Source organism: Cupriavidus sp. MEYA8, assembly GCF_059278825.1.
The window spans coordinates 1509195-1536074 of sequence record NZ_CM181222.1 but is presented as its reverse complement, the minus strand read 5'-3'; the positions used below and the strand labels follow the sequence as shown (position 1 = coordinate 1536074).

The following is a 26880-nucleotide window of genomic DNA, read 5'->3' as shown; positions in this document are numbered from 1 at the left end:
CCCGGCCCGGGAGCGCAACACCCCAGGATTACAGCATGAACTCCCAACACCCTGCCCTCGCCTCTAACGCATCGGACTACCAGGTCATGGTGCTGCTGGTGGACGACCAGGCCATGGTCGGCGAAGCGGTGCGCCGTGCGCTGTCCACCGAGCCCGACATCGATTTCCACTATTGCTCGCAGCCCGGCGAAGCCGTTGCCGTGGCGCAGCGCACCCGGCCCACGGTGATCCTGCAGGACCTGGTCATGCCGGGCGTCGACGGCCTGACGCTGGTTCGCCATTACCGCGAGAACGCCGCCACGCACGATATCCCCATCATCGTGCTGTCGACCAAGGAAGAGGCCTCGATGAAGAGCGCGGCTTTCGCCGCCGGCGCCAATGACTACCTGGTCAAGCTGCCCGACAGCATCGAGCTGGTCGCGCGCATCCGCTACCACTCGCGCTCGTACCTGAACCTGCTGCAGCGCGACGAAGCCTACCGTGCGCTGCGGCAAAGCCAGCAGCAACTGCTCGAGACCAACCTGGAACTGCAGCGGCTGACCAACTCGGACGGCCTCACCGGGCTGTCCAACCGCCGCTACTTCGACGAATACCTCGGCGCGGAATGGCGCCGCGCGCAGCGCGAGCAGACGCAGCTGGCGCTGCTGATGATCGATGTCGACGCCTTCAAGGCCTACAACGATACCTATGGCCACGTCGCCGGCGACGACGTGCTGCGGCGCGTGGCCGCGGTGATCAGGGACAACTGCACGCGGGCATCGGACCTGCCCGCGCGTTTCGGCGGCGAAGAGTTCGCGATGGTGCTGCCGGGCACCTCGCCCGGCAGCGTGCGGCTGCTGGCCGAGAAAGTACGGCGCGCGGTGCAGGACCTTGCCATCGCCCACAGCGGCTCGCCCACCAGCGATTGCGTGACCGTCAGCATCGGCGGCGCGCTGCTGGTGCCGCAGGCCGGTGAGCCGTCGAGCCGGCTGGTGGAGGTCGCCGATGCGGGGCTGTACCAGGCCAAGCGCAACGGGCGCAACCAGGTCATGATGTCACTGCCTTAGCGATGAGCCCGATCGCGCCAAAACCCTTGCCTTAATGACGGGGTCAATGGCGTCGACACGCCGGTTGCAACAACCGGTTACACAGTAGTTGCCGCAGGCCCGCACAAGTCGGCGCTTCGGGCCGGCCGCCGCCAACCTATAGCCGGTCACGCTTTGCCGTATTTCGGACGCATTGTGGCCACCGCGTCTTGTGGGATTCCTCCGACAGGGAATTCGGAAGCGCGCGCCTGTCTCGCACCACACTTCATACCTATCGTTGCATCACGGCAGTTGCATCCCGGCACGCGCGTACGCCGCGCCTGCAGTCCATGCAGAAAGCCAACTGGCCAGCTACCGGCGCACCCGCCGCGCGGCATGGGCCAGCTCGTCTCTGAGTCCAACGGTAAGAGGTGACCCATGTTCCGATCCAAGTCCAGTCTTATATTCGGCCTTGCGCTGGCCGCAACGGCAATCCTGTCCGCCTGCGGCGGCGGCGATGACGGTATCGACGATCGCATCGGCCTGAGCAAGCCGAGCGTCCGCGCAATCCATGCGGTCACCGGCGGCCCCAACGTCGACATCCTGCAGAACGGCGCGCTGACCAGCTTCACCAACAAGCCGTACAAGTTTGTCTCGACCTACTTCAACGTCGAAACCGGCAACCAGCTGATCTCGTTCAACACTGCCGGCACGCAGACCGAACTCGGCCGCACCACCATCGTGGCAGCCACCGGCCACAAGTACACCGTGGTCGCACTGCCAGGCGCGACCGGCGCCGAAGTGCTGCAGATCGACGATCCGTTCGAAAAGGGCCTGTTCTCGCACAAGGCGCGCGTGCGCACGCTGAACGCTTCGTTCAATGCGCAGAACGTCGATTTCTACCTGACCATGCCGGCGGTCGACCTCAATTCGGTCGGCCCGAACTTCAGCAACGTGGGCTACAAGCAGGCATCGCCGGCCTCCGGGTCCGATTCGGTCGACATGGACGGCGGCACCTATCGGCTGCGTATTACCACGGCGGGCACCAAGACCGTGATCTTTGATTCGGGCACGCTGACGCTGGCCAACAACGCCGACTGGCTGATCACCACCATTCCGACTGACGGCGTCGGCGCGTCCGTGCCGAACAAGATCAAGGTGCTGGTGGCACGCGGCGATGACGAGTCGCAGGCCGGCCTGGAGCTGGTATCGCAATAACGCAGCAAGCATGATCCTGCCCGAGCCAGGCGCGCGGGCAGGCGCCGCAGGCCGGTCCACTGGACCGGCCTGTGCTTATTGCGGGCGACATTCAGCCGCCAAAACCTGTACGCTATCGGCGTGGGACGCGCGTGGCGCGCATGTCCGCCGTGGCATGCGCCGCGCCATGATGACGCGCTGCTCCCTCCACACAGCTTTGGGAGATTGCGGACATGGCTATCCAGCTCAATCACACCATCGTGTTTTCCCATGACAAGAAGGTATCGGCCGACTTCCTCTGCGAGATACTGGGTCGTCCGGCGGCAGTGCCGTTCGGGCCATTTCTTGCCGTCCGGCTCGACAACAGCGTCACGCTGGACTTTATGGACGCCGGAGGCGATGTTGCCCTGCAGCACTACGCCTTCCTGCTGAGCGACGCCGAGTTCGACCAGAGCTTTGCCCGCATCCGCGCGCGCCACCTGATGTACTGGGCCGACCCGTACCGCCGCCGGCCGGAACAGGTCAGTACCGACGATGGCGGCCGCCGGATCTATTTCGAGGACCCGAGCAAGCATTTCCTGGAGATCTTCACCAGGGAATGACGCTCAGGGCTGCTCGCCCTCGTCCGGCGCCAGCTCCGCCTTCAGCACCGCAAGGTGCGAGATGTACTGCTCCAGTTCGGCACGCCCGCGCTCCGTGATGCAGTACACGCGGCCGCTGCCTTCGACCAGCTCGGCGGTAATGGCACGCGCCATCATCAGGCTGCGCAGCACCGGCCGCAGCGAGCGGATGTTCTTGTCGATGCCGCGTTCGCGCAGGCGTTCGACCAGGCTCAGCACCGTCGAAGGACTCGACTGCACGAGCTTGAGGACGTAGATACGTGAGAAAAACCGGTCAAGGGTTGGCGGTTTCATGGGCGCTGTCGGCGCACCCGACGGTGCGGGAATCCTGATCATCATGCGCAGCCCATGACTGCTGCCGCAGTCGGGCACTCTCTTGTCGTGATGGCGGGCCGTGCGGCCCAGCCAAAGAAAAACGGGGTGCACAGAGGCACCCCGGAACGCTTGCGTTGTGATGCGCCGCCTGGGGTGAACCGTTCCAACGGCGCATTCCCGGGGCAGCACGCGCGGCGCTATTCTTCCTGGAACGCTTCTTCGCGCTTGGCCTTGATCGACGGCAGGGCTACCACCGCCACCAGCGCGGCAGCCGCGATCAGCAGGCCGACCGACAGCGGGCGCGTCACGAACACCGTGAAGTCACCACGCGACAGCAGCAGCGAGCGGCGGAAGTTCTCTTCCATCATCGGCCCCAGCACGAAGCCCAGCAGCAGCGGCGCCGGCTCGCACTTGAGCTTCAGGAACAGGTAGCCGATGATGCCGAAGCCCGCAGCCATGAACACGTCGAAGGTCTGGTTGTTGACCGAGTAGACGCCGATGCAGCAGAACGTCAGGATCGCCGGGTACAGGAAGCGGTACGGCACGGTCAGCAGCTTGACCCAGATACCGATCATCGGCAGGTTCAGGATGATCAGCATCAGGTTGCCGATCCACATCGAGGCGATCAGGCCCCAGAACAGCGCCGGGTTGCTGGTCATCACCTGCGGGCCGGGCTGGATATTGTGGATGGTCATCGCGCCCACCATCAGCGCCATCACCGCGTTGGGCGGAATGCCCAGCGTCAGCAGCGGGATGAACGAAGTCTGCGCCGCTGCATTGTTGGCCGATTCCGGACCCGCCACGCCTTCGATCGCGCCCTTGCCGAACTCGTGCGCAAACCTGGAGGTCTTCTTCTCGAGCGAGTAGGCCGCGAACGATGCCAGCGCCGCGCCGCCGCCAGGCAGGATGCCCAGCGCCGAACCCAGCGCCGTGCCGCGCAGCACCGCGGGAATCATGCGCTTGAAGTCGTCCCTGGTCGGGAACAGGTTGGTGACCTTGTTGGTGAAGGTCTCGCGGGCTTCCTTCTGCTCCAGGTTGGCGATGATTTCCGCGAAGCCGAACATGCCCATGGCCAGTGCCACGAAGTCGATGCCGTCGGTCAGCTCCGGCACGTCGAACGAGAAGCGCGCGGCGCCCGAGTTCACGTCGGTTCCGATCAGGCCCAGCAGCAGGCCCAGCACGATCATCGAGATTGCCTTGGGCAGCGAGCCGGAAGCCAGCACCACGGCGCCGATGAGGCCCAGCACCATTAGCGAGAAGTATTCGGCGGGACCGAACTTGAACGCGATTTCCGACAGCGGCGTGGCAAACGCGGCCAGGATCAGCGTGGCGACGCAACCGGCGAAGAACGAACCCAGGCCGGCGGTGGCCAGCGCCACGCCCGCCCGTCCTCGTCTTGCCATCTGGTAGCCGTCGATGGTTGTCACCACCGACGACGATTCGCCCGGCAGGTTCACCAGGATGGCGGTGGTCGAGCCGCCGTACTGCGCGCCGTAGTAGATGCCGGCCAGCATGATCAGCGCGGCCACCGGCGGCAGCGTGTAGGTGATCGGCAGCAGCATGGCGATGGTAGCCAGCGGCCCCAGGCCCGGCAGCACGCCGATCAGCGTGCCCAGCACGCAGCCGAGGAAGGCGTAGGCCAGGTTCTGCAGCGACAGGGCCGTGGAGAAGCCCAGCGCAAGATGGTCAAACAATTCCATGGTTTGCGACTCCTTAGCTGCCCAGGAAAGCCGGCCACACCGGCATCTGCAGGTTGATGCCGTACACGAACGCACCCAGGCTGATCAGCACCAGCACTACGCCGTTGAGCAACGCGCCCTTCCAGCTGAATTCATGGCTCGCCATCGACGACACCAGCACCAGCACGAACACGGACAGCACCATGCCGAGCGGCTTGAGCAGCAGGCCGAACAGCACTACCGAACCCAGGATCCACAGCAGGGTCTTCAGGTCCCAGCGGGCAAGGTGGTCTTCCTCGCCCTTGGACGAGAGCGAGCCGAGCAGCACTACCGCGCCCAACACGGCGAGCACCAGGCCCAGCAGGAAGGGGAAATATCCGGGTCCCATCTTTGCGGCCGTTCCCATGGAATAGCCGCGTGCGACCCAGGAAAAGCCCAGACCGACCAGGATAAACATCAGGCCGGAGGCAAAGTCCTTTTGGCTGCGTATGCGCAAAACGATTCTCCTCAAAGTTCATGAAATGCAAGGCCGGGACGTGCGCTGGCTCTGCGCAACGCGGCATGCCGTGGGCATGGTTTCCGACGGATGGATCGAACCTTAAAGAGGTGATCTTTCAGGTGCCTTTCATTTGTCTTTGTTTACGGGTATTTACCGATATACCCTTTAAATAAGGGGTTTTTTGACAGAATGGGCTGCTTCAATACATCATGATGTGATGCATCTGCTCGCAATGCCGTTCGTATTGGAAGTGGTGGTCGGCGCAGGCTGGATGAGGGTTGCTATTGGCCTGGCGAATAAGACGGCGCGCGCTTGCGTCAGGGCAAGGCGCGGCCGTTAAGACGCGCTGGTGTGTGCCGGCGCGTGTGCCGGGAGGGAGTGCCAGCGGTTGCAGGATGACAGGCTGATCTTTCGAATGGCTTTCAGCAAGCATCGGCGGGTGGCGCGGTATGGCAAAGTCGCCGGCGTAATCACGCTCCGCCGCGCCAGCGATCAGCTTCCCGCCGAAGCCGGCAATCACGCCCCCTCACAATCACACCTCCTCAACTAGGCAATCTGCATTGCCCCTGCCGCCATCGCTTGCTTCAGGCTTCGCCTGGCGGGATGGTCTCGCCACAAGCGTCGACGGCAGCGCTGGCCCGAAACGCCCCCCCGGGCGCCTGTACGCCGGGAAGTAGCCGTCCAGTTCGTCCAGCGTGGATTTGTCGCCGCCGGACAGCGCCACATAGCGCTCAGGATCCACAACCACGCGCTGCGTCCGGTACACATGCGTGTCAGGCGAAAAACCTAGCTTGAATTCCTGCAGAGAATCGTTCGCCGAACCCAATCCGCCGCCCAGGTGCAGGCAGCTCATGCGGTTAAGCCGGCCCCATTCGCGCGCGGCATGGATCACCGTCTTTGACGGCTGGCGATGACGGTATTCCCAATCCCAGCCTGCGAGGTGGTATTGCATGATGCCCGACTCGCGTGACACGGTGAACAATGCCCCGCCGATGACGCAGTCGTCCTCTTCGGCCACGAACAGCAACAGGTCGCTGCCGAGGGATCGCACCAGGGTCCGGTAGTATTGCGCGTCGAAGAAGTAATACGCTGACGCATTTAACCGCGTCATGGTTTCGTTGTAGAGCCGGATAAACCGCGGCAGCGTGGCGAAGTCACTATCTAGCCGTGCGGTGACGCCAGCGCGGCGGGCGCGGTTAATGCCGCGCTTGTGGCGCGCCTGGGTTTCCTGCCACAGCCGCTCCGGGCTCTTCGTGAGGTCGATCGAGACGGTGGCCCCTTGCTCGACCACCAACCCGAAGCGGCTCCGCCAGTCCGCATTCAGCAATGGGTGCATGCGGATAAACCACGACACGCAGCCTTCACGGCGCAGCAACGCCAGCGCGGCGCCAAGCGCCTCGTCGGCGAACCCGGCCGGTGCGCCGTGGCTCACTACCGGTCCTCCGTAACCGTAGGCCGAGGTGGCGTCCCAACTGACATTGGTAAGCGGCCGGCACACGAGCGGAACCAGCAAGTCGCGGGATCCGTCGGTGACATGGACGGCAGCCGCACTGCCGCGCTCACTGCGCTCTGCTGCTACGTACCAGCCTGGCGTGTGATGGCAGTCATGGTGGCAGCGTGCCAGCGTTTCCCGCCACGCTGGCATGCCTGGTTGAAGCAGGATCGATTGCATTGATGATTCCATATCAGAGAACCCGTGCCAGCGCGCTCAGCGCCGGGGCATTGGTCTCGCTGGCATCAGCTTACGGACTGAGGCGCCGCGATGCGCTTTCGATGGGTGAATGACTGGAATGACCGGAAAGTCGTGCCGTTCGCGTGGGCGAGGCCACCAGCCCGGCGGCACCCGCATCGAGGGCACAATTCACGCTGGCGCGAGAACTAGGCCACGATCATTGTTGCCAGGACGCCGAACGCGATCGCGCACACCGCTCACGGTGAGGGATCAGCCGCGTGGAGGACGCGGCAGGCGTGGCAGGTCGGGACCGGGCCGTGGCCCGTCGGTGTAATGCGGCCGGCTGGCACTACCCGCACAGGCCGCGGGATATAGCGGGGAGGGCGATAACAGCTGCTCGAAAGGATCGGGGCCGGGCTGCTCCGACGGCTCGGCGGCTTCCGAAGATGGTATGGGGTGGCCGGCGTCGCCGCGCTCTGCGAACTCGGCCTCGGCGGCCCTGGCCGTGGCGTCCGCCGACACGGTGTGCGCGACCGCATCCTCCCAGCCTTGGAGAGGCAGGAAGGCCAGCATCATGACCAGCAGAAGAAGCCGGATGGCGCGCACGTGAAGACGGTTTAGGGGGTTTAGGTATAGGTCCGACACATTCTACAGGGCGCGGCACCGGGGGGGGCACGTCTATGTGGTCAACCACACATAGACCGGCGATATCGCGATGACATGGCGTACACGCCCCTGAGGCGTGTGCGGACGACAACGACGCGCAGCCCTGGCTTTGACTGGGACCTGGGCGTGATCGCACTGTCGGCGGTGATCGCCGTCGTGGTGTCGGTAGTGGCGCTGTGGCTGGCCACCACGGTGAAGACGGGCGGCAAGCAGCTGGCCGCGGCGGTGGTGATGGGCGTGGCGGTCTGCGGCATGCACTACACCGGCATGTCCGCCGGCACCATGGTCTGCACCAGCCCGACCTATGCGCCCAGCCTGTTCGCCATCGAGGGCGACAGCATCGGCTATGCCGTGTTCGGCCTGACGCTGATCACGCTGCTGGTGATCCTGGTGGTGGAAGCCACCCGCACCGGCGCCACCCCGGCCGCCCGGCCGCGCGACCTGGCCTGAGCGCCCACGGGCGCAGTCCGCTCCGGCCCATAGCTCCCTCGCGCCGGCGGGGGACGGGTGCCGCACTTTCCTCCCTGCCTGCGCCCGCCCCCCCGGCGCAGCGTCCACTGCATGATCGCCGCAGTCGCGGTAAGCTTGCGTTTTCACTGACGGCCGCGGCCGCGGGGTTGCCCGCCGCCGCGGCCTTGCCCTTCGCCCATCGAACGCCACCAAGGAGAACACGCATGTACCAGGATCTCGCCCTCTATATCGACGGTGAATTCATCAAGGGAGGCGACAGGCGCGAGCAGGACGTCATCAATCCGGCCACCGAGGAAGTGCTGGGCAAGCTGCCGCACGCGACCCGCGCCGACCTGGACCGCGCGCTCGCCGCCGCGCAGCGCGCGTTCGAGAGCTGGAAGAAGTCCTCGCCGCTGGAGCGCGGCAAGATCCTGCGCCGCGTGGGCGAGCTGGCCCGCGAGCGCGCCAGGGAGATCGGCCGCAATATCACGCTGGACCAGGGCAAGCCGCTGGCCGAAGCCATCGGCGAAATCATGGTCTGCGCCGAGCATGCCGACTGGCACGCCGAGGAATGCCGCCGCATCTACGGCCGCGTGATTCCGCCGCGCCAGCCCAATGTGCGGCAGATCGTGGTGCGCGAGCCGATCGGAGTCTGCGCCGCATTCACGCCGTGGAACTTCCCGTTCAACCAGGCGATCCGCAAGATCGTGGCCGCGGTCGGTGCGGGCTGCACGCTGATCCTGAAGGGCCCGGAGGACTCGCCGAGCGCGGTGGTGGCGCTGGCGCAGCTGTTCCATGACGCCGGCCTGCCGCCGGGGGTGCTGAACATCGTCTGGGGCGTGCCCAGCGAAGTGTCGACCTACCTGATCGAATCGCCGATCGTGCGCAAGATCTCGTTCACCGGCTCGGTGCCGGTGGGCAAGCAGCTGGCCGCGCTGGCCGGCGCGCACATGAAGCGCGTGACCATGGAGCTGGGCGGGCATTCGCCGGTGCTGGTGTTCGACGACGCCGACATCGAGCCCGCCGCCGAGATGCTGGCGCGCTTCAAGCTGCGCAATGCCGGCCAGGTGTGCGTGTCGCCGACGCGCTTCTATGTCCAGGAGAAGGCCTACGACAAGTTCCTGGCGCGCTTTACCGAGGTGATCGGCTCGATCAAGGTGGGCAACGGCCTGGACGACGGCACCCAGATGGGCCCGCTGGCGCATGAGCGCCGCGTGCTGTCGATGGAGCAGTTCCTGGACGATGCCAGCCAGCGCGGCGGCAAGGTGGTGGCCGGTGGCTCGCGCATCAGCGCCCTCGGCAACGACAAGGGCTATTTCTTCGCGCCGACCGTGGTGACCGACCTGCCCGACGATTCGCGCCTGATGACCGACGAGCCGTTCGGCCCGGTGGCGCCGGTCACGCGCTTCAAGGACACCGCCGAGGTGCTGCGCCGCGCCAACAGCCTGCCCTTTGGCCTGGCCTCGTATGTGTTTACCAACTCGCTGAAGACCGCAACGGAAGTTTCCAACGGGCTGGAAGCGGGCATGGTCAACATCAACCACTTCGGTATGGCGCTGGCCGAGACGCCGTTCGGCGGCATCAAGGACTCGGGCATCGGCAGCGAGGGCGGCCTGGAGACGTTCGACGGCTACCTTGTGACCAAGTTCATCACCCAGGTCTGAAGCCGAACGACGGCGACAGCCATTGAGGCGGCCTGCCGCCGGCTCCCTCCCGGAGCCGGCGGCGCCCTCCCCGTCAGCGGAAGAAGATGCCGCGCGTCAGGAACGTATAGTTCGCTTCTTCCGCCATCAGCCAGACCAGCACCAGCAGGCACAGCGGCGGGACCAGGATGGCGCAGATCAGCGCCATGCGTTCCCATGCCATGTGCATGAACACCGCCACGATCAGCCCCGCCTTCAGCGCCATGAACACCAGGATCAGCGTCCAGCGCAGGTAGCCGGTGACGTGGAAATAGTCGACCAGGTAGGACAGCGTCGACAGCACGAACAGCAACAACCAGATCTTCAGGTACAGCCCGATGGGATGCTGCTGGCCGCTATGCGCGCCGGCATGCCCGGATTCGTGCGCGGCCGGCTGCGCGGGCGTCGTGGAGCCTGCGGGGGATGCGGGAGTCGATGCCATGGCCGCCCTCACCAGAGATAGAACAACGCAAAGATGAATACCCAGACCAGGTCAACGAAGTGCCAGTACAACCCGGCGATCTCGACGATCTGGTAGTTGCCGGTGGCTTCGTAGCGCCCGCGCAGCACGCGCGTGGCCACCACCAGCAGGTAGATCACGCCGCACGACACGTGCAGGCCGTGGAAGCCGGTGATCATGAAAAACGTCGAGCCGAACTGCGCCGCGCCCATCGGGTTGCTCCACGGCCGCACGCCCTCGTCGACGATCAGCTTGGTCCATTCAAACGCCTGCATGCCGACGAAGAGCATGCCGAACAGCGCCGTCACCAGCATCAGCAGCGCGCATTCCCGGCGCGCGCGCCGGTAGGCAAAGTTGACGGCCATCGCCATGGTGCCGCTGCTGGTGATCAGCACGAAAGTCATGATAGCGATCAGCAGCAGCGGGATATCGGCGCCGCCCACGTGCAGCGCGAATACCTCGCTGGGATTCGGCCATGGCACCGTGGTCGCCATCCGCACCGACATATAGCCGGTCAGGAAGCAGCTGAAGACAAAGGTGTCGGACAGCAGGAAGATCCACATCATGGTCTTGCCCCACGACACCTTGAAGGCCTGCTGGTCCGACGACCAGTCGGCCAGCAGGCCGCGCACCCCGCCAAGTGGCGGAGCCGCGGGCGGCGTGGCCGACGGTGAAGACAGTTGCGTTGACATGCCGCTCTCCTCCTCTTGCGCGTGCGTGCCCGTCCTAGGCCGTGCCGCAGAGATAGCGCACCAGCTCGGGCGTGAGCCAGCCCAGCGCCGCCAGCAGCACCACCCATACCGCCAGCAGGAAATGCCAGTAGCGCGAGCACAGCCGCATGCGCAGCACGGCAACTTCGCCGCTGCCGCGCGCGGCAACCGCGAAGCCCCAGCCCACGAGCCCGCCCAGCACGTGCAGGCCGTGCATGGCGGTCAGCAGGTAGAAGAAGCTGCCCGCCGGATTGCCGGCCGGCATGACCTGCATCGCGCCCAGCGCCTGCCAGGCCCACAGCTGCGAAACCACGAAGGCGGCCGCGCCCAGGCCGCCGAGGCGCAGCGCCAGCCGCGCCACGCCCATGCTGCCGCGGCGCGCCGCGCGCGACGCCACCTCCATCGCCGCGCTGCCGGCGGCGAGCAGGGCGGTGGACAGCCACACCTGCCACGGCAGCGCGATGCGGTGCCAGTCCGGGCTGTCCATGCGCAGCGCATAAGCGGTCAGGAACAGCCCAAACAGCGACGTGACCACCCCCATGAACACCCACAGGCCGGTGCTTGCCGGCGAGCGGCGCCGCGGGTGGCGGTGCGCGGCATTCTCGCCGGAGGGGTTGCCGCCGAAGTCGTCGCGGCTGACCTTGTAGACGGCGTCGGCGTTCATGCTACGGCTCCGCGGCTGGCGTGGGGTTCAGGCTCCGATCCACCCGCTTCGGGCGGCGCATTCTGCGCGATGAAGTCCTCGGGCGCGCCCGGAACGCTGTAGGCATAGGCCCAGCGGTACACCACCGGCAGGTGCGGGCCCCAGTTGCCGTGCACCGGCGGCGTCTGCGGCGTCTGCCACTCCAGCGAGGCCGCGCGCCAGGGATTGCCATCAGTCTTGTCCCCATGGCGCAGGCTCCACACCAGGTTGTAGACAAAGAGCAGCTGCGCCGTCGCGACCACGAAGGCCGCCACCGAGATGTACATGTTCATCACGTGCGCGGATTCGGGGATGAAGGCGTAGTTCTCCCAAGCGTAGTAGCGCCGCGGCATGCCCAGCACGCCGAGATAGTGCATCGGGAAGAAGATGGCGTAGGTGCCGATGAAGGTGATCCAGAAATGCACGCGGCCCATGGTGTCGTTGAGCATGCGCCCCGTCACCTTGGGATACCAGTGGTAGATGCCGCCGAACACCACCAGGATCGGCGACACGCCCATCACCATGTGGAAGTGCGCCACCACGAAATACGTGTTCGACAGCGGGATATCCACGCTGACATTGCCCAGGAACAGCCCGGTCAGCCCGCCGATGACAAAGGTGCTGATGAACGCGATCGCAAACAGCATCGGCACCGAGAAATGGATGTCGCCGCGCCATAGCGTGATGACCCAGTTGTACACCTTGATTGCCGTTGGCACCGCGATGATCAGCGTGGTGGTGGCGAAGAAGAAGCCGAAGTACGGGTTCATGCCGCTGACGAACATATGGTGCGCCCACACCACCACCGACAGCACGCCGATCGCCAGGATCGCCCACACCATGGTGCGATAGCCGAAGATGCTCTTGCGCGCATGGACGCTGACCAGGTCGGAGACGATGCCGAACGCCGGCAGCGCGACGATATACACCTCGGGGTGGCCGAAGAACCAGAACAGGTGCTGGAACAGCAGCGGGCTGCCGCCCTTGTAGGTGAGCTGCTGGCCCATCGACACCATCGCGGGCATGAAGAAGCTGGTGCCCAGGGTCTTGTCCAGCAGCATCATCACCGCGGACACGAACAGCGCCGGAAACGCCAGCAGCGCCAGGATGGTGGCCATGAAGATGCCCCACACCGACAGCGGCATGCGCAGCAGCGTCATGCCCTCGGTGCGTGCCTGCAGCACGGTGGTGACGTAGTTCAGGCCGCCCATCGTCGCCGCGACGATAAAGATCGCCAGCGACACCAGCATCAGGATGATGCCCCAGTCATGCCCCGGCGTGCCGGGCAGGATGGCCTGTGGCGGATACAGCGTCCAGCCGGCGCCGGTGGGCCCGCCCGGCACGAAGAAGCTGGCCAGCAGCACGATCACCGACAGCAGGTAAACCCAGAAGCTGAGCATGTTGAGGAAGGGGAACACCATGTCGCGCGCCCCCACCATCAGCGGGATCAGGTAGTTGCCGAAGCCACCCAGGAACAGCGCGGTCAGCAGGTAGATCACCATGATCATGCCGTGCATGGTGACGAACTGGTAATAGCGGTTGACGTCGATAAACTCGAAACGCCCCGGAAAACCCAGCTGCATCCGCATCAGGTTGGACAACGCCACGCCCACCAGCCCCACCACGATCGCCACGATGGTGTACTGCACGGCGATCACCTTGTGGTCCTGGCTCCAGACGTAGCGGGTCCAGAAGCTCTGCGGCGCGTGATGGGCTGCATCGTCGGCGTAAGCCATGCGGGTCTCCTCACTTGCGTGGCGGCGCGGGCGCCGCGCCGGGCGGCACGGCCACCGCGGTCGAGGTCGTATAGGTGCCCGAGGCAGCGCCAGGGGCTGGCGCGGGCGCGGCCGTGCCGGCTGCCGCGGTCGTGGCGGCGCTGGTGGCGGCAGCGGGCGCGCCCGGCGCCGCGACCTCCGGTGCGGGGGCACCGGTTCCCGCCGACTTGATATACGCAATCAGCGCAGCGGTCTCGTCCTCGCTCATCGGCAGCTGGGGCATCACCGGACCGAAGCCCTTCACCAGGCGCGCGTGCGGGTCGGTGATCTCCTTGTGCAGGAAGGCGTCGTCGACCGCGGCGCTGCTGCCGTCGGCAAAGGTCTCGGTCTTGCCGTAGAGGCCCTTCCACGTCGGGCCCACGCCGGGATTGCCGTCGATGCTGTGGCATGCGACGCAGCCCTTGCTTTGCGCCAGCGCGCGGCCCTTTTCCACCACGCCGGCGTCGCTGGCGGCGCCCGGCGCTGCGGCGGCCATGGCGGCCGGCGGTGCCGCCGCCTTCGCCAGCGCCATGGCAAAGGTCTGCTGCTTCGCCAGCCAGGCGTCGTACGCGGCGGGTTCGTCCACCACCACGATGCCGCGCATGTTGTAGTGCCCCACGCCGCACAGCTGCGCGCACAGGATTTCAAAGCGTCCCGTTTGCGTCGGCGTGAACCAGAACGACGTCACCATGCCCGGCACCATGTTCATGCGCGCGCGGAACTGCGGCACATAGAAATCATGCAGCACGTCCTTGGAGCGCAGCAGCACTTTCACCGGCTTGTTCAGCGGCAGGTGTACCTCGGGCCCCACGATGACGATGTTGTCCTGCCCGCGCGGGTCGTCCGGGTCAAGGCCCAGCGGATTGGAACCGGTAATGAAGCGCGGGTCGGAAGCACCCAGCTCGCCGCTCTTGCCCGGAAAGCGGAACCCCCACGACCATTGCTGGCCCACCACCTCCAGCACCATCGCCTCGCGCGGCGGGCGCACGTAGTCGGCGTAGACGAACAGGCCCGGCGCCAGCAACGCCACCACGCCCAGGGTGGTGCCGCCGATCAGCCACCACTCGAGCTTGCGGTTTTCCGGCTCGTAGGCGGCGCGGTGGCCAGTGCCGCCGTTGGGATGCGGCGCATTGTGCCGGTAGCGCCAGACGATGTAGCCGACGAACAGGTTGATGACGACGAAGAATATCCCGGTGATGACGAGGGTAATGGTCAGCGTGTCGTCCATCTGCTTCCAGTTGGACGCCAGCGGGGTCGCCCACCACGGGCTCAGAAAATGGAAGAGCACCGAAGCGACGACGATGACGACGAGTGCAATGGCCAACGCCATAACCACCCTCCTCCTCGCGCGCGGCGAGGGATGCGGAAGTCACGCAAGGTTAGATAAGACTAGTGCATGCCGTCAGGTCACTGCAAGGCGACATGGCGGGCAAATGCGTGCCTCCATGCACAAGCGGTCCGCCCAGAAAAAGCGGCGGCAGGAACCCTTCGGCTCCATGCCACCGCCATGGTCGCGCGCGGCCCCGTGTAATGGCCAAAGCGCGCAGGAAACGTGCATGCGTCTTGCCGTGCCGTTCGGGCACGATCCCCGGGTTGAAAAATGTCTCGGTTCGGCCGCTGAGCACCGCGGCTCATTGCGTCATCTCAGTGCGACACGTCCTTGCTTTCCAGCTTCCAGTAGCACGCCGCGGCCGTCACGCCGAAGATCAGGTGGCCGATGAACGTATGCCAGCCACGCACCTCGACAAACCACGGGAACGCGCGCGTCATCACATAGAAATTGAAGAAGTAGACGACCAGCCCGAACACGGCGCCGGCCAGCATCGCCATGCCGAGGCTCGAGTCCAGCGTGAACGGCGCGATGATCGCCGCCAGGATCATGCCAAGCACCGCGCCCAGCACGAAGTGGATCGCCAGTGCCGCGGCCGCCGTGCCGACGGTGAACAGCGACGTCTGCAGCTCGTCCGGGCCCATCACGATCGCCGCGATCATGCGCGTGGCCACCCACGGATTGACGCCCGACACCATCGACGACCAGAACAGTTCCAGCACCAGCAGCAGCGCGCCCGCGGCCAGCCCCGACACCGCTGCCGCGGTCCAGTCCGGCTGGCGCCGCACGTAATGGTGCGATCGCATGTGAAGTTCCATAGCCACCTCCGTCTCTCTCTCTTGAGTCGGCGGGACCTTCGACATGGATGGGATCGGGGCCCGCGTCTCTGATCAGCATAGGACACGCGCTTCCCATCAGGCTGCCGGCATGGCGAAAAACACTTCCGCTTCGTGCGTGGCGCAACGCCATCGGCGCAGGAGTGCCGATAACGATACCTGCGAACGCCCGGCTGCTGTGCACACTACGGGACAATCCCGATGCGCGCTGCCTTGCGCGCGGCACACACTGCCTATACTGGAATCACAAAAGAGAGACAGGAGACCGCCATGCACTTCACCGCGCATGATCTTGTATTCCTGATTCCGATGGCGCTGGTGGGCGTGATCGCCATGGGTTCGATCCCGGTGACCGCCAAGTACCTGCGTATCAGTTGCCGGACCATGGGAGCGCTGATCGGCGCGCTGGTCGCGGTGCTGGTGCTGGAAGCGCTGCCGATGCTGATCTGATACCGGCCCGGGAGGCCGGGCTGGCAGGTTTTGCACGATCCGCACGAATCGCGAAGAGGAGGGCCGCCATGTCGATCGCCCTGCTTGCCGCCATCATGGCGGCCCTGCTGCTTGTTACCGTGCTGGTGGCCCTGTGGCGCAGCGTTCACCCGTATCGGATGCGCTACCGGCGTTATGCCGCGCAACGTCACCACACCGGCCTGTGCCGGCCGCCTTTGCGGCGGCATGGCTAGTCGATGCATGACGGCGCTGCAAAGCGCCGTCATGCATTACAGCTCGATCATCGCGAACTCGCCCTTGCCGACGTCGCATTCGGGGCAACGCCAGTCGTCGGGGATGTCTTCCCAGCGCGTGCCGGGGGCGATGCCGTCTTCGGGCCAGCCCTGTTCTTCGTCGTAGACCCAGCCGCAGATCACGCACACCCAGGTCTTGTAGGCAACGGCCGCTTCAAGTTGATCCTGCAAAACATTCTCCAGATTCGGTCATGACACATTGTCCGGGCCGAATCATACCGTTTTTTGCCGGCGGCGCCGTGACGGCGCCGCCGGCCGCCACGGCTACTGCCGGATCGAGAAATCGACCCGGTTCGGCGCGCCCTTGTCCTTGATGCCCTCGGCCGTGAGCTTGGGCGCGGTCAGGAACAGCCGGCTCTCCGGCACCTTGCCTTCGCGCTCCAGCGACTGCTTGACCACCAGCGCCCGCTGCTCGGCAAGGCGCTTCAGGTCGGCCTCGGAGACAGTGGCATTGGCCATCAGCAGCTTCTCCATTTCCTCGGGCGGCAGCGACTTGGCAAAGCCGACGAAATTGCGCGGCTTCTTCATCGAGGCGCGCTTGTAGACCTCTTCCAGGTACTTCGGGTATTCCTGCTTCGACACCTTGATCTCGGCGCCCTGCACGCCCGACTCGTCGTCGCCGGCCTCGGTGCCTGCCTGCGCGCTGTTGCGCAGGTCGCGCCGCTTCTGCTCGGCCACGCGCGCATCCAGCCACGCGCGGCGCGCGCCGGCTTCGTCGGTGGCCGGGTCGATGCGGCCGCTGATTTCCAGCCGCAGCGAAGGCCGGTCATTGAGCGCCTGGCCGAGCTTGCCGATCTTCTCCTTCGCCGCCGGCGTCAGCGTCGACGTGCCGGGCGCGAACTCGACGTAGCCGAGCTCCTCGCTGCTGCCGCCGAAGGCAGAGGCTATCAAGGAGAACGGCGAAGTGATCGCCTTGGTCAGCAGGTTGACGATCACGCGCACGATCACGCCGCCGATGCTGAATTCCGGATCCGACAGCGAGCCGGAGACGGGCAGGTTCACGTCGATCACGCCATTGCGGTCCTTCAGCAGCGACACCGCCAGCAGCACCGGCAGCTTGGTCGCGTCCGGGCTGTCGACACGCTCGCCGAAGGTAAGCTGGTCGAGGAACAGGTGGTTGCTCGCATCCAGCTTGCCGTTCTCGATCTTGTAGGCGACATCGACGGTCAGCTTGCCCTTGGTGATCGGGTAGCCGGCGTACTTGGCCGCGTACGGCGTCAGCCGCGTCAGCTCGACCCCCGATGCCTTGGCGGCGATGTCCAGGAACAACTGCTCGCCCAGCGGGTTGATCTTGCCGCTGATGGTGACCGGCGCATCGTCGTCGATGCGGCCGTCGAGCACCAGGTCGGCAGGCGCGGGATCGCCCGACGACACCTTGGACACCGAGCCCTTCATGCCAGTCAGGTTGGCCGTGTAGTTCGGCTTGACAAAGAAATCCGAGAAATTGATGTTGCCCTGGTTCACCGACACGCCGCCGATGCGGATCTGCGGCTTGGGGCCGCCCGGCTTCTGCTCGACCTGCGCGGTGCGCGTGTCACCGGCCTGCACCGGCGGCGTCGCCGGCGCCGAGGCCGGGTTGGCCTGCGTCAGGCTGGTGGACGGCGCCGCCTCGCCCTTGGCCGCGCCGCCGGCCAGCACGTCCTGCAGATTCAGGCGGCCGTTGGCGTTCAGGATCACGCGCGCATAGAAATCGGACAGCGCGATATTGCCCAGGCTGACGCGCGTCGGGCCCTTGCTCTCATCCATCGCGAAGTCGATGCCCGACAGCGCGAGCGAGCGCCAGCGCAGGAAATCCTCGCCGCTGACACGGTCGACCGTGCGCACGTTGCCGGCCAGCACGTTGCCGGCAAACTGCGCGGCGATCGGCTTGCCGGTGGGCGCGTCGACATTGAGCTTGCCCTTGACGGTCAGCGTGCCGCTACGCAGCGCCGCGTTGAGGCGGTCGGCCAGGTACGGCTGCAGCGGCCCGATTTCGACCTGGCGCAGGTCCAGCTGCAGGCGGCTCGCCGGCATGGCAGGCAAGACGGTGCCGTCGATGCCGATCACGCCGCGCCGGCCGGATTCGGCGTGCAGCTTCACCGGCACCGCCGCCGGCGTCAGCGGCCAGGCAATGGCGCCGGTGCTGAGCTCGATATTGCGGAACTGGTGGATCACCGGGCGGCCGCGGTTGGCTTCGGCCGGCTGGTAGTCGGCCACGCGCGCGCTGCCGCCGTCGACGGCGATCTTGCCGATCCTGGCTTGCCAGACACCTGCGGCGGCACTGCCGTTCCTGCCATTGGCGCCACTAGCGCCATTCGTGGCATTCGCGGCAGGGGCCGGTGCCTTGCGCGGCGTGGCGCGAGCCTGCTGGGCGGATTCGCTGGCCCACAGCCGCGCCATTTCGAGCAGTTGGCCGCTATGGTCGCGCGTGGCCGCGATCTGCGGCTGCGCCAGCGTCACCTGGCTGGTCGCGAAGGTCTGGCGCGCGAGGTCAAACTGGATATCGTCGAGCACCAGCTTCTCGGCGCGCAGCAGCGGCAGGTTGGCGCCTGCACGGTCGGCCTCGGCGCGTTCGCGCGCACGACGGCTGACGCGCTGGGGGGCCTGCGTCGCGGCTTCATTCGCGGTGTTGGCGGTGTTGGCGGTGTTGGCGGTGTTGGCGGTGTTGGCGGTGTTGGCGGTGTTGGCGGTGGCGGTAGGTGCGGCCGGCATCACCACCGGATCGCGTGTGGCGACATAGAGCGGCGCCAGTTCCACCCGGGACTTTTCCAGCACGAACTGGAACTGCGGCGCCGCCCACGACATGCGGTAGTGCAGCTCGGCATCGACCGCGGTCTCGCCGAACTGGCTGCGCAGCTCGCGCGGCCACCACGCGGCAAAGCCCTGCGGCCGCAGCCCCTTGGTCTCGAGCGTGCCGGCCAGCGTGCCGTCGCGCAGCAGCAGGTCGCCGGCATGGTGCAGGGTCTGGCCGTCGGCCACGGTCAGGGTGGCATCGATATGCGCCGGCTTGTCGCCTTCGGTGCCGGCAAAGCCCTTGACCTCGGCGTCGAGCGGGCCCAGCGCCAGCTTGCCCGGGCCCGAGGGCGCCAGCGCATCCTCAAACCCGAGGTTGGCCTGCTTTACTACGATGCGGTCGACCGCATAGCGCCAGGGCTGGTCCTTGGCCGCGGGGCCGGCCGGCGCGGCTTGCGCGGCAGAAGCCGAAGGAGCAGGAGCAGCGGAAGCAGCCGCGGCGGGCGCGGGCGCGGACGCCGCCGCAGCCGGAGCCGGAGCGGGGGCCGGCGCCACGCCGTCGGTCGACTTGCTTACCGCCTGCGGCAGGAACGCCGTCGCCAGGTTCAGCGTGCCGTCGGCGCGGCGTACCGCCTGCACCCCCAGCCCTTCGATTTCCACGCTACGCAGCTGGGCCCGGTGCGCCAGCGGCTCGAGCCGGGCAATGTCCAGCGCCAGCCGGCCGCTTTTCACCAGCGGCTGGCCCGCGCGCGTGCGGATATCCGCATCGCGCAGCGCGGCCGTGCCCATCAGCAGCATTTCCTGCGTGTCCTTCTGCTGGCGGAACGCCACCGTCAGGCGCGTATCAAGCTTGCCGGACTTGACCTCGGCATCGCGCAGCGGCGGCGCGAAGGCCATGAGGCGCGTCACGTCGAGCCCGTCGAGATTGACATTGAGCCGGGTCTGGCGCGAATCGGCGAAGGGCAGCACCTCGCCATCGAGCGCCAGCGGCGTGCCGTTGACCCGCGCGCTCAGCGTCGGCCGCGTCACGATCTCGACGTCATGCGGCAGGTTGGACAGGAACGGCAGCGTCAGCGTCAGGTGGTCGACGCGCAGGCTGGTGTCGAGCAGCCTGTCGTCATAGCTGAAGCTGCTGCCGGTCACGGCAATATTGTTGACCGAGAAGCGCGCCGGCTTGGCATCGGCCGGCTTGGGCGGCAGTGCTGCGAACTTTTCCTGGACATCGGCAAAGGTCATGCGCCCGTCGGCGCCGCGCGCGACGCGCACGGCAAGGCGGTCGACGTGCAGGTTGTCCACCACCGGTGCCAGATGCCACAGCGATGCCACCGAAGTATTGGCCTCGGCCTCGCCCAGCGTCACCGCAGGCGTCTTGCCGTCGCGCTCGTAGATCGTCAGGTCAGACAGCGTGGCGGCCAGTTCGAACGGCCGCACATGCGCCTTGCCCAGCGTGACCTTGCGCCCGAGTGCTTCAGTCGCGTTCTTTTCGATCAGGTATTTGAGCAGCGGCGGTCCGCCGATATAGCCCGCCAGCCCGAACACCGCGAGCGCGGCAACCACGCCGCCGGCAACGCGGGTCGCCAGCCGGCCGCGCGGCGTGGCGGCCACTGCCTGAATGGATTGCTTGAATTCCATGTCGTCCCAGAAAATCTGACCCCGCACTCCGGCGTTACACGCTGCTTTGTGCCCCGGATTTCACTTTTTTGTCGCCATTATGGCAACGGATTCGGACAAAGCAAAGACATGGGAATTGCTCAGTCACCGCCAAAAATGCCGATCTGGCATCTTTATGGCCTTTGCGAAGTGGTTGGTCGCAAGCCTGGGGCTTACCCGCCACACCGCGCCTGCCACTCCCGCGCTGTATCCGACGTCGCTCGGGGAATGCCCCCGCGGTGACGACTTGTGTACGGTTCGATTGTCGACTGAGAGCTCGCGCGCGATTTCTTTCATCGTGCGGCCCTGGGCGCGCAGCGCCATCACCCACTCGCAACAGGCGCCCGTTCGGACCCGGTCGGACGAAATAGCCTTGCCTTGTGGAAGGCGCTTTCGCCGATATGCAGGCTGGTGTCCGAAGGCGCCGGCCGCTGCGCCACCTGCCATAGCGGCACACTGCTTACCGACGCCAATGCGCGCCTGCATCCGCCGAGCGACTCGATGGTCGAACCGGAATCGCCCAGCTATGCCTCACGTTCGGCAAGCAGTATCGAACCAGTCCGCTCAGGAGTGTGTGGCAGCATCCGCCTTACTTCCACGACGGGTCGGCTGCAACGCTGGAGGACGTTGCGCAGACCTATAACACCAGGCAAGGGCTGGGGTTGACCGCTGAGCAGATTGCGGATCTGGCCGAGTATCTGAAGTCGTTGTAGGCGCGCCTTCCGTGAATGACGCGTCAGGATTTCCTCGGTCACGATGGCGATCAACGGCTCGATCCACGAACTCTGCGAGACAGGGCCTCTCTAGCCAGCCAACTCGGCAACCGCCCGATTGAACGCGCCTGGGTTGGCAATATTCATGCCGTGAGAGGCTCCGGCAATTGTCTGACGCTTAGCTTGCACGATCCATTCTTGAAGCTTCTCGACCGTGCCACGGAACATGCGCGGACTCTTTTGCCCATCGATCAGCAACGTTCGACACCGGATTTCGCCGGCCGCTTCGCGTGTGTAGGCGGGCAACGGGTCACGCAGCTGCTTCGGCAGTGTGAGCGCATTATCGAGCGCCATCCTGCGGAAGCCCTGGGAACTCTTGCTCCAAAAACCCGGCATGGTTACCGAGTCTACGAACAGATTCAGACCGGCATCGAATTCGCCTTGCTCAACCAGTGCTGCAGCCTTCTCTCTCAACGCATGGGTGGCCGGCGGCAATTTGCCGGCCCCTGCTTGCGGCGTTGCCTGAAGTGGGCCGCCTGGATCAGCGAGCGTGAGCGTGTTCACCAAGTGAGGGTATTCACACGCTAGATGAAACGCAATGCAACCGCCACGCGAGTGGCCGACCAGATGGACCGGCCCCAGACCGAGCGCATCGATGAACTCCGCAATCTCCGCGACGTGCGCCTCCCAACTGAAGTCGCCGCGTCCGTTCGCACTGGTTTGTGGCCAATAGTGGCCCAGGCTCGGAGCGAGGCAGTGGAAGTCCTTCGACAGAGAAGCGAGCTGCGGCTCCCAATAGCGGTAGTCGCACAGCGACCCGTGCACGAATACCATTGGCTCGCCGCTCCCAGCTTCCACATAGGGAACGGAGGTGCCGGAGGCGGTGGAAACAAAAGAAGGTTGTGGCCAGGCACCGGCAAGAGCCAGCGCAGTCAGGGGCGCTCGTGCATTCATGTTTAACTCCTTGCCCAGACTTTGCGGCACCGCACTCAAAAAGAAAATCGAATAATATTGATGGAATCTTTCAGATTTTCTGATAGCTCCACATTCGCGGGGCTCCCTTGCGGCCTTGTCGAGTCCGAAGGCCTTGCCGGACGAACCGGGCACCGTGCGGAACGCGGACATCGTCCGACGCGACAGGCTGGATCAGCGCGGACGCGAGTGTGATCGTGTCGCCCTGTCCGGCCGACTGCACGATGCCGCCGAAAAATTCAAGGAACTGGGTCGACGGATTTCGCCTCGGAACAGATCGACATCGCGTTCCGCAACGGGCGGATCGAGGATTCGAGCATCATCGCCAGGCAGCTGATTCCGATGCAGATGGCATTGTGCGCAGCGCCGTCCTACGTGGCCAGGCACGGCCTGCCACAGACGCTGGAAGACCTGCCGCAGCACGAGTGCATCAATTTCCGCTATTCCAGCGGGCGCGTGTTCGATTGGGAGTTCAAGGTCGACGGCATTGTCCGCAAGTACACGCCAGCGGCTCGCATGACCTTCAACGATGCCGACCTTGTACTGCAGGCGGTGCTGCAGGGATGGGGCATTGCGCAGATGGCCGGCTACCAAATCTGCGATCACATCGCGAGCAAAAACCTGCTGGTTGCGATGAGCAGGCACTCGCCCGACGACCGCGGGCATTACATCTGCTATCTGAGCCGGCAACACCTGCCCACGCGAAATCGCGTCTTCATCGATTTCATGGTCGAGCACATCCGTGCGCTCGACCTGAATTGCCTGACCGAGTTCAACGCCGGAGACATTGATGCGACGGCGGAGGCGGCGGCAGCGTAGTTCTCCAGTTCAGGTGCCGCGTCTGCGCATTGGTAGTCCAGCTTCGACCACGGCGATGTGGTCGCTGTGCGTGCCGGGCATGGTGACGGCGCTGTTCGTCAAGGACCGCTTGCGCGGCTGAAGCTTGGTGGCCCTGAAACGCAGAGAAAGGGAGGGCAATTGCCGGGGCAATTGCCGTCCCTTTTTCCATGCGCGCGTGGTCGCGGCTCAACGCCGGTGCTGGCGCAGGAAATCCCACATCATCGCGCTGGCGTCGGGGCCGATGTCGCTATGGAAACCGTAGCTGGCGTCGCCACCGCTCCAGGCGTGGTCCAGCCCTTCCACCTCCACCAGCGCGACCAGGTCGCGGCTCCAGCGGCCGAAGCGGTACTCGCGGCAGCGGCCGGGTTCTTCGCCCGGCGCCGCGTCGGGCCCTGCGTCCGGAATCGCGGCAAGCCGGTCTTCCAGCTCGTTGTAGGCGAGAAACTGGCGCGCCAGCAGCCTGCCGTTGACCGGGTGCACCGCATCGTCGGCGAGGCCGTGGATCACCAGCGCCGGCATCTCGGGCCCGCCTGGCGTGACGCCAGCGGCGTCGAGCAGCCATGCCGGCTCGGCCGTGGCACCGTGCCGCATGGCGTGCAGGCCGGCGCGCGGCGTGTCGGCAGCGCCGATCACGACACCGGAATGCATCGCCACCGCGGCCACCTTGCCGGGGTAACGCAGCGCCACCACCGCGGCCATGGCCGCACCGGCGGACATGCCGGCGAGGTAGATCTCGCGCTCGCGCACATCGTGGCGCGCGGCCAGCGCATCGAGCAGTGCCGCCAGGGCCTGCGCCTCGCGCCCGCCCTCGGCGGCGCTCAGGTCGAACCACTGCCAGCAGCGCTGGACCTGCCGCCGCAGCGGCTGTTGCGGGTAAGCGACGATAAAGCCCTCCTGTTCTGCCAGCGCGTTCATGCGCGTGCCGGCACTGAGGGCATCGGGCGTCTGCCGGCACCCATGCAGCAGCACCACCACCGGCAACGGGCCGCGATGGCGCTTGGACGGGATATAGAGGTGATAGGACAGCTGTGGCACCAGTTCGCCGGGCAGCGCCGCCAGGCGCAGCCGGTGTGCCTGCCAAGTGCCGGGCAGTTCGTCCGGCGCGATGGGTGACGTGGCGGGCGACCTCGCGGGTGACCACGCGGGCGGCGTGGCGGGCGTCGTCAGGGGGGCAACAGCCGAGCGGCGTGGGCGGGCTGGCGCGTCCTGCGGACGTGACGGTGTCAGCGGGTTCAGCGAATCGAGGCGTCGCAGCCAGGACTTCACCTGAGTTTCAGTTCGGGCCTGCACCCGGCTCAGGCGCCGGAGTTGTGCGTGCCAGTCAGCGGCTAGGCTCTTGGTCATGAGGACTCCTGCTCATATGACGGAATCTCCCCCGGGGTGCCTTTGTTGTGCGTTGCAGCATACCACACCCCGGATGGACTTCCCGTGAGGCGGATGTGGCACGCGGATTGCCTTGGCGCCACGCCCGGGCCTCCCCCGCCATCGCGAAAATATTGAACACTGGAATCGAAAGAATGAAGATCGCAGCAAGTTGGCTGGCGATGCCGGCGTTTTATACTGACTTGTCGATTGCCCTTGCGTCAAAATACCCATGCCGGATCACGGCGCCCCCGCCTGTTCGCTTTGCCTTTTCCATCCCGTCTGTGGCGCAGCCGCGACGGCCGCCGCCACCGCGCCCGCCGGCACGCGCCTGCGGCCCGAGCGCCTGAGCCTGCGCGCCGGCGACTATGTCGTCCGCCAGGGACGCCCGGCATTGACGGTCTATCCGCTGCGCACGGGCAGCGCCAAGCAGGTCTACGAATCGCCGCTGGGCTGGCGCCAGGTCACCGGCTTTTCCTTGCCGGGCGATGTGCTGGGACTGGAACCGCATGAAGCGCCACAGCACGGTGCCGCGGCGATCGCGCTGCAGGACTCCGAGGTGTGCGCGGTGCCGGTCGAATCGCTGCGCGAGTTGATGGCTGCGCCGGCCTTCCGCATCGCCGCACTGGCGGTCATGCGCCGCAACGCCGAGCGCGAGCGCGTGCTGCTGGTTGCCGTGGGATCGATGAAAGCCCCGCAGCGCCTGGCCATGCTGCTGCTGGACCTTGCCGGCGAGCAGGCACGCCGCCATGGACGGCAGGACAGCACGCTGACGCTGGCGATGTCGCGCGCCGATATCGCCAGTCTGCTGGGCCTGACGCTGGAAACGGTATCGCGGCTGCTGTCGCGCTTTGCATCGGTTGGTCTGATCGCGGTGCGCCAGCGGCGGCTGCGCATCATCGACTCCGCCGGGCTTGCCTCGATCTATGCCGACCTTGACGGCGGCGCACAGCGGCCTGCGCGCGAAGGTGATCCGGGCGCGGAATTCGCGCCCGCGATGGCGATGTGCCGGGGCCCGGCGTCCTAGCCGTCGGCGACGGCTTGCAGCCCCGGGGGTTGCGCACTCAGCGACGTTGCTGCGTGCACTCCTGCCGATACGCCTCTTCCAGCCGCTTGCGATCCGGCTGCCGCTCCAGTGTCGGATAGGTGCGGCCGTCTGCCGTGGTCACCGACGACTTGCCTTCGGACCACTGGGGCCCCTTCGGCAGCGCATCGATCTGGTCCAGCAGGCCCTGGCAGTGCTGGCGCTGCGATGCGGACAAGGTGCCACCGGGGCCTTCGACCACGGCGGTGGCTTCGTCCAGCATCCGCGGCGGCGGTGGCGCCACCATCGGCGTACCTCCGGCGGCGGCTGCGGATGCGGCAGGACTCGCTGCCCACGACGTGGCGTGCAGGGAAATTGCCACGATGGCGGCCGTCAGCAGGCCGCACTTGCAAACAAACCTCTTCAAAACCAGTACTCCAGGGGCCTGCGCAGGGCATGGCGACAGCCATGGTGCGCGGCATTGCGTTGCGGAAAAACCAGCCGTGCCTTCAGCGATCCTTGCCGTTGCCCTGGCGGCGGCCGGTACGGTTGCGCAGCAGCTCGAGCTTGAGCAGTGCGTCCGCAAGCATACTCTTAAGCCGCGCATTCTCCTCTTGCAGTTCGCGCAGCTTGCGCCCGTCGCGGGCATCGTTCTGGCTCTGGTCCCCGTAGCGCGCGCGCCATCCATAGAACGAGGCATCGCTGAAGCCATAGCGCGCGCACAGCTCGCGCACCGGCACGCCGCTGGCCGCTTCGGCCAGGTAGCTGCGGATCTGTTCTTCCGAATACCGTCTGTTCACGAATCTCTCCGCTCCACAACGGCGCCGGCGCTGGCGCAGGCAATGCCGGCCGCGCCGCCAACCGTGCCGACTCTGGCCGTACGTTAGCCCACGGCCGCGCCAAAAGGCAATTCAGTGTCTTCGCAAGGCGAGTTAAGAAAATTATCTGGATGGACGCCGCGCGCAGCGCCGCCCAAATGGCTGCCGCAAGCCACCTGCCAGCAGGCGCGCGGGCGTTTCCGGCACCTCGTCGTTCAGAAAATCCGCAAGCCTCGCCGTAGCCGCACAGGCCGTGCCGCCGTGCCGGCAACGCTGCCGACACGGCCATATTTTGCTAAGCCAATTTGGAGTCCACTTTGTTTCAGCACCGTGGCAATGGCCTGGCAAGCCGTGTCGGCCCGCACGTCGTCTTGAGCCGGCAGCGGCTGTCCCGCCGGTATAGCGAACCGGATAAGGGCGATAAAAGCAGGATTAGAAGCCTGTCATCAAATCAAGTTTCTAGGACTTTTGCAGACCATGTATTAAGATT

General features: G+C 66.0%; 24 protein-coding genes and 3 pseudogenes. 9 read left to right on the top strand and 18 right to left on the bottom strand.

The features are described 5' to 3' along the window. The first annotated feature begins 35 nt into the window (after positions 1 to 35). The 3 genes from AC5WJ1_RS24170 to AC5WJ1_RS24160 all read left to right on the top strand — a co-directional run bounded on the left by AC5WJ1_RS24170 (position 36) and on the right by AC5WJ1_RS24160 (position 2803). Entirely contained in the window at positions 36 to 1046 is a 1011-nt protein-coding gene (locus tag AC5WJ1_RS24170; protein WP_494476603.1) for a diguanylate cyclase, read from the top strand. Positions 1047 to 1442: 396 nt separating this feature from the next. After that, positions 1443 to 2222, top strand: coding sequence for a DUF4397 domain-containing protein (locus AC5WJ1_RS24165; RefSeq protein WP_133095798.1), 780 nt, complete (start codon positions 1443 to 1445; stop codon positions 2220 to 2222). A 212-nt stretch (positions 2223 to 2434) separates the two neighbouring features. Further along, positions 2435 to 2803 (top strand): VOC family protein, encoded by a 369-nt coding sequence (locus AC5WJ1_RS24160; protein ID WP_135703110.1) that lies wholly within the window; start codon positions 2435 to 2437, stop codon positions 2801 to 2803. A 3-nt stretch (positions 2804 to 2806) separates the two neighbouring features. Here the strand turns inward: AC5WJ1_RS24160 and AC5WJ1_RS24155 are convergent, their stop codons facing one another. The 5 genes from AC5WJ1_RS24155 to AC5WJ1_RS24135 form a co-directional block, all read right to left on the bottom strand. Beyond that, the gene (locus AC5WJ1_RS24155) at positions 2807 to 3115 is read right to left on the bottom strand and encodes a helix-turn-helix transcriptional regulator (protein WP_135703111.1); all 309 of its coding nucleotides are present in this window, start codon (positions 3113 to 3115) and stop codon (positions 2807 to 2809) included. Positions 3116 to 3333: 218 nt separating this feature from the next. Then, entirely contained in the window at positions 3334 to 4836 is a 1503-nt protein-coding gene (locus AC5WJ1_RS24150) for a tripartite tricarboxylate transporter permease (RefSeq protein ID WP_133095801.1), read from the bottom strand. A 13-nt stretch (positions 4837 to 4849) separates the two neighbouring features. Beyond that, positions 4850 to 5311 carry a tripartite tricarboxylate transporter TctB family protein gene (locus AC5WJ1_RS24145; RefSeq protein WP_135703112.1) on the bottom strand — a complete coding sequence of 154 codons (462 nt, stop codon included), beginning with the start codon at positions 5309 to 5311 and terminating at the stop codon, positions 4850 to 4852. A gap of 202 nt (positions 5312 to 5513) precedes the next feature. Beyond that, positions 5514 to 5834 (bottom strand): hypothetical protein, encoded by a 321-nt coding sequence (locus AC5WJ1_RS24140; RefSeq protein ID WP_133095803.1) that lies wholly within the window; start codon positions 5832 to 5834, stop codon positions 5514 to 5516. A gap of 12 nt (positions 5835 to 5846) precedes the next feature. Continuing rightward, positions 5847 to 6986 carry a GNAT family N-acetyltransferase gene (locus AC5WJ1_RS24135; protein WP_135703114.1) on the bottom strand — a complete coding sequence of 380 codons (1140 nt, stop codon included), beginning with the start codon at positions 6984 to 6986 and terminating at the stop codon, positions 5847 to 5849. A 774-nt stretch (positions 6987 to 7760) separates the two neighbouring features. Between AC5WJ1_RS24135 and AC5WJ1_RS24130 the strand changes: the two are divergent. Both AC5WJ1_RS24130 and AC5WJ1_RS24125 read left to right on the top strand, forming a co-directional pair. Then, a pseudogene (locus AC5WJ1_RS24130) lies at positions 7761 to 8102 on the top strand (MHYT domain-containing protein); the annotation flags it as partial. Between the two features lie 224 nt (positions 8103 to 8326). Beyond that, positions 8327 to 9766, top strand: coding sequence for an NAD-dependent succinate-semialdehyde dehydrogenase (locus AC5WJ1_RS24125; protein ID WP_133095805.1), 1440 nt, complete (start codon positions 8327 to 8329; stop codon positions 9764 to 9766). A gap of 73 nt (positions 9767 to 9839) precedes the next feature. Here AC5WJ1_RS24125 and AC5WJ1_RS24120 read toward each other — a convergent pair whose 3' ends face one another. The 6 genes from AC5WJ1_RS24120 to AC5WJ1_RS24095 form a co-directional block, all read right to left on the bottom strand. Beyond that, positions 9840 to 10226: a cytochrome C oxidase subunit IV family protein gene (locus AC5WJ1_RS24120; RefSeq protein WP_133095806.1), complete on the bottom strand. Its 387-nt coding sequence runs from the start codon at positions 10224 to 10226 to the stop codon at positions 9840 to 9842. Between the two features lie 8 nt (positions 10227 to 10234). Further along, entirely contained in the window at positions 10235 to 10936 is a 702-nt protein-coding gene (locus AC5WJ1_RS24115) for a heme-copper oxidase subunit III family protein (protein WP_133095807.1), read from the bottom strand. A 34-nt stretch (positions 10937 to 10970) separates the two neighbouring features. Next, the gene (locus AC5WJ1_RS24110) at positions 10971 to 11618 is read right to left on the bottom strand and encodes a cytochrome c oxidase subunit 3 family protein (protein ID WP_133095808.1); all 648 of its coding nucleotides are present in this window, start codon (positions 11616 to 11618) and stop codon (positions 10971 to 10973) included. Then, the gene (ctaD, locus tag AC5WJ1_RS24105) at positions 11615 to 13372 is read right to left on the bottom strand and encodes a cytochrome c oxidase subunit I (RefSeq protein ID WP_133095809.1); all 1758 of its coding nucleotides are present in this window, start codon (positions 13370 to 13372) and stop codon (positions 11615 to 11617) included. The genes AC5WJ1_RS24110 and ctaD overlap by 4 nt, the downstream gene beginning before the upstream one ends. Before the next feature lie 10 nt (positions 13373 to 13382). Further along, the gene (locus tag AC5WJ1_RS24100; protein WP_133095810.1) at positions 13383 to 14720 is read right to left on the bottom strand and encodes a cytochrome c oxidase subunit II; all 1338 of its coding nucleotides are present in this window, start codon (positions 14718 to 14720) and stop codon (positions 13383 to 13385) included. Positions 14721 to 15034: 314 nt separating this feature from the next. Next, positions 15035 to 15538, bottom strand: a complete 504-nt coding sequence (locus tag AC5WJ1_RS24095) for a hypothetical protein (RefSeq protein WP_135703116.1) — start codon at positions 15536 to 15538, stop codon at positions 15035 to 15037. A gap of 288 nt (positions 15539 to 15826) precedes the next feature. On the opposite strand from AC5WJ1_RS24095, the gene AC5WJ1_RS24090 reads away from it, so the two are divergent. Beyond that, positions 15827 to 16006, top strand: a complete 180-nt coding sequence (locus AC5WJ1_RS24090; RefSeq protein ID WP_029047537.1) for a hypothetical protein — start codon at positions 15827 to 15829, stop codon at positions 16004 to 16006. A gap of 68 nt (positions 16007 to 16074) precedes the next feature. Continuing rightward, positions 16075 to 16239, top strand: coding sequence for a hypothetical protein (locus AC5WJ1_RS24085; protein WP_165971506.1), 165 nt, complete (start codon positions 16075 to 16077; stop codon positions 16237 to 16239). A 36-nt stretch (positions 16240 to 16275) separates the two neighbouring features. Here the strand turns inward: AC5WJ1_RS24085 and AC5WJ1_RS24080 are convergent, their stop codons facing one another. From AC5WJ1_RS24080 to AC5WJ1_RS24065, 4 genes and pseudogenes are all read right to left on the bottom strand, one after another. Then, complete coding sequence (locus AC5WJ1_RS24080) at positions 16276 to 16470, bottom strand: rubredoxin (RefSeq protein WP_135703117.1); 195 nt, start codon at positions 16468 to 16470, stop codon at positions 16276 to 16278. A 93-nt stretch (positions 16471 to 16563) separates the two neighbouring features. Further along, positions 16564 to 20643: a DUF748 domain-containing protein gene (locus tag AC5WJ1_RS24075; protein ID WP_494476602.1), complete on the bottom strand. Its 4080-nt coding sequence runs from the start codon at positions 20641 to 20643 to the stop codon at positions 16564 to 16566. Positions 20644 to 21464: 821 nt separating this feature from the next. Beyond that, positions 21465 to 22328 (bottom strand): alpha/beta fold hydrolase, encoded by an 864-nt coding sequence (locus tag AC5WJ1_RS24070; RefSeq protein WP_494476977.1) that lies wholly within the window; start codon positions 22326 to 22328, stop codon positions 21465 to 21467. Positions 22329 to 22494: 166 nt separating this feature from the next. Then, a pseudogene (locus tag AC5WJ1_RS24065) lies at positions 22495 to 22602 on the bottom strand (NmrA family transcriptional regulator); the annotation flags it as partial. Between the two features lie 2 nt (positions 22603 to 22604). Here AC5WJ1_RS24065 and AC5WJ1_RS24060 point away from each other — a divergent pair. Further along, positions 22605 to 23165: pseudogene (locus AC5WJ1_RS24060) on the top strand (substrate binding domain-containing protein); the annotation flags it as partial. Positions 23166 to 23372: 207 nt separating this feature from the next. On the opposite strand, the gene AC5WJ1_RS24055 reads toward AC5WJ1_RS24060, so the two are convergent. Further along, positions 23373 to 24530 carry an extracellular catalytic domain type 1 short-chain-length polyhydroxyalkanoate depolymerase gene (locus tag AC5WJ1_RS24055; RefSeq protein WP_133095814.1) on the bottom strand — a complete coding sequence of 386 codons (1158 nt, stop codon included), beginning with the start codon at positions 24528 to 24530 and terminating at the stop codon, positions 23373 to 23375. A gap of 250 nt (positions 24531 to 24780) precedes the next feature. Here AC5WJ1_RS24055 and AC5WJ1_RS24050 point away from each other — a divergent pair, with 250 nt between their 5' ends. Beyond that, positions 24781 to 25575, top strand: coding sequence for a Crp/Fnr family transcriptional regulator (locus AC5WJ1_RS24050; protein ID WP_135703120.1), 795 nt, complete (start codon positions 24781 to 24783; stop codon positions 25573 to 25575). A 37-nt stretch (positions 25576 to 25612) separates the two neighbouring features. Here the strand turns inward: AC5WJ1_RS24050 and AC5WJ1_RS24045 are convergent, their stop codons facing one another. Together AC5WJ1_RS24045 and AC5WJ1_RS24040 are read right to left on the bottom strand one after the other, a co-directional pair. Then, positions 25613 to 25999, bottom strand: coding sequence for a hypothetical protein (locus tag AC5WJ1_RS24045; protein WP_431189868.1), 387 nt, complete (start codon positions 25997 to 25999; stop codon positions 25613 to 25615). Positions 26000 to 26081: 82 nt separating this feature from the next. Beyond that, complete coding sequence (locus AC5WJ1_RS24040; RefSeq protein WP_158577668.1) at positions 26082 to 26372, bottom strand: transposase; 291 nt, start codon at positions 26370 to 26372, stop codon at positions 26082 to 26084. Positions 26373 to 26880: the final 508 nt, after the last annotated feature.

What these genes read in the sequence shown, in the direction of transcription:
- AC5WJ1_RS24170 (WP_494476603.1), top strand. Translation starts at nt 36, where the DNA reads ATGAACTCCCAACACCCTGCCCTCGCCTCTAACGCATCGGACTACCAG.
- AC5WJ1_RS24165 (WP_133095798.1), top strand. Translation starts at nt 1,443, where the DNA reads ATGTTCCGATCCAAGTCCAGTCTTATATTCGGCCTTGCGCTGGCCGCA.
- AC5WJ1_RS24160 (WP_135703110.1), top strand. Translation starts at nt 2,435, where the DNA reads ATGGCTATCCAGCTCAATCACACCATCGTGTTTTCCCATGACAAGAAG.
- AC5WJ1_RS24155 (WP_135703111.1), bottom strand. Translation starts at nt 3,115, where the DNA reads ATGAAACCGCCAACCCTTGACCGGTTTTTCTCACGTATCTACGTCCTC.
- AC5WJ1_RS24150 (WP_133095801.1), bottom strand. Translation starts at nt 4,836, where the DNA reads ATGGAATTGTTTGACCATCTTGCGCTGGGCTTCTCCACGGCCCTGTCG.
- AC5WJ1_RS24135 (WP_135703114.1), bottom strand. Translation starts at nt 6,986, where the DNA reads ATGCAATCGATCCTGCTTCAACCAGGCATGCCAGCGTGGCGGGAAACG.
- AC5WJ1_RS24125 (WP_133095805.1), top strand. Translation starts at nt 8,327, where the DNA reads ATGTACCAGGATCTCGCCCTCTATATCGACGGTGAATTCATCAAGGGA.
- AC5WJ1_RS24120 (WP_133095806.1), bottom strand. Translation starts at nt 10,226, where the DNA reads ATGGCATCGACTCCCGCATCCCCCGCAGGCTCCACGACGCCCGCGCAG.
- AC5WJ1_RS24115 (WP_133095807.1), bottom strand. Translation starts at nt 10,936, where the DNA reads ATGTCAACGCAACTGTCTTCACCGTCGGCCACGCCGCCCGCGGCTCCG.
- AC5WJ1_RS24110 (WP_133095808.1), bottom strand. Translation starts at nt 11,618, where the DNA reads ATGAACGCCGACGCCGTCTACAAGGTCAGCCGCGACGACTTCGGCGGC.
- ctaD (WP_133095809.1), bottom strand. Translation starts at nt 13,372, where the DNA reads ATGGCTTACGCCGACGATGCAGCCCATCACGCGCCGCAGAGCTTCTGG.
- AC5WJ1_RS24100 (WP_133095810.1), bottom strand. Translation starts at nt 14,720, where the DNA reads ATGGCGTTGGCCATTGCACTCGTCGTCATCGTCGTCGCTTCGGTGCTC.
- AC5WJ1_RS24095 (WP_135703116.1), bottom strand. Translation starts at nt 15,538, where the DNA reads ATGGAACTTCACATGCGATCGCACCATTACGTGCGGCGCCAGCCGGAC.
- AC5WJ1_RS24090 (WP_029047537.1), top strand. Translation starts at nt 15,827, where the DNA reads ATGCACTTCACCGCGCATGATCTTGTATTCCTGATTCCGATGGCGCTG.
- AC5WJ1_RS24085 (WP_165971506.1), top strand. Translation starts at nt 16,075, where the DNA reads ATGTCGATCGCCCTGCTTGCCGCCATCATGGCGGCCCTGCTGCTTGTT.
- AC5WJ1_RS24075 (WP_494476602.1), bottom strand. Translation starts at nt 20,643, where the DNA reads ATGGAATTCAAGCAATCCATTCAGGCAGTGGCCGCCACGCCGCGCGGC.
- AC5WJ1_RS24070 (WP_494476977.1), bottom strand. Translation starts at nt 22,328, where the DNA reads ATGAATGCACGAGCGCCCCTGACTGCGCTGGCTCTTGCCGGTGCCTGG.
- AC5WJ1_RS24055 (WP_133095814.1), bottom strand. Translation starts at nt 24,530, where the DNA reads ATGACCAAGAGCCTAGCCGCTGACTGGCACGCACAACTCCGGCGCCTG.
- AC5WJ1_RS24050 (WP_135703120.1), top strand. Translation starts at nt 24,781, where the DNA reads ATGCCGGATCACGGCGCCCCCGCCTGTTCGCTTTGCCTTTTCCATCCC.